This window comes from Verminephrobacter aporrectodeae subsp. tuberculatae At4 (assembly GCF_000193225.1).
In the GTDB taxonomy this organism is placed as follows: domain Bacteria; phylum Pseudomonadota; class Gammaproteobacteria; order Burkholderiales; family Burkholderiaceae_C; genus Acidovorax; species Acidovorax aporrectodeae.
In genome coordinates this window covers 1-288 of the sequence record NZ_AFAL01000806.1, presented here as the reverse complement: position 1 = coordinate 288, position 288 = coordinate 1, and the positions used below count along the sequence as shown (strand labels likewise).

1 protein-coding gene is annotated in these 288 nt (G+C 64.6%); it reads left to right on the top strand.

All coding sequences use genetic code 11. The features are described 5' to 3' along the window. Positions 1-288 (top strand): Ig-like domain-containing protein (locus tag VTU_RS34065; protein ID WP_010108792.1); only part of this gene is annotated, 288 nt, incomplete at both ends.

The following is a 288-nucleotide window of genomic DNA, read 5'->3' as shown; positions in this document are numbered from 1 at the left end:
GGGACGCTGCGGGCAACGAGGCCGTGAGCTTCAGCAACCAGGCCGTGACGAACAACACGCCAGCGTCCAACACCAGCGACCTGACCGCCAGCATCACTCTGTCCGAGGAGCACCTCACGACGGGAACAACGACGGACGTCCTCATCAGCTTCAACAAGCCCGTCACCGGCTTCACGCTCGCTGACGTGGACCTGACCCAGGCGAACGGCACGCTCAGCGAACTCGAACTCAGCGGCGACGGCAGAACCTGGATGGCCACCTTCACGCCCACGGCCAACGTCATCGACG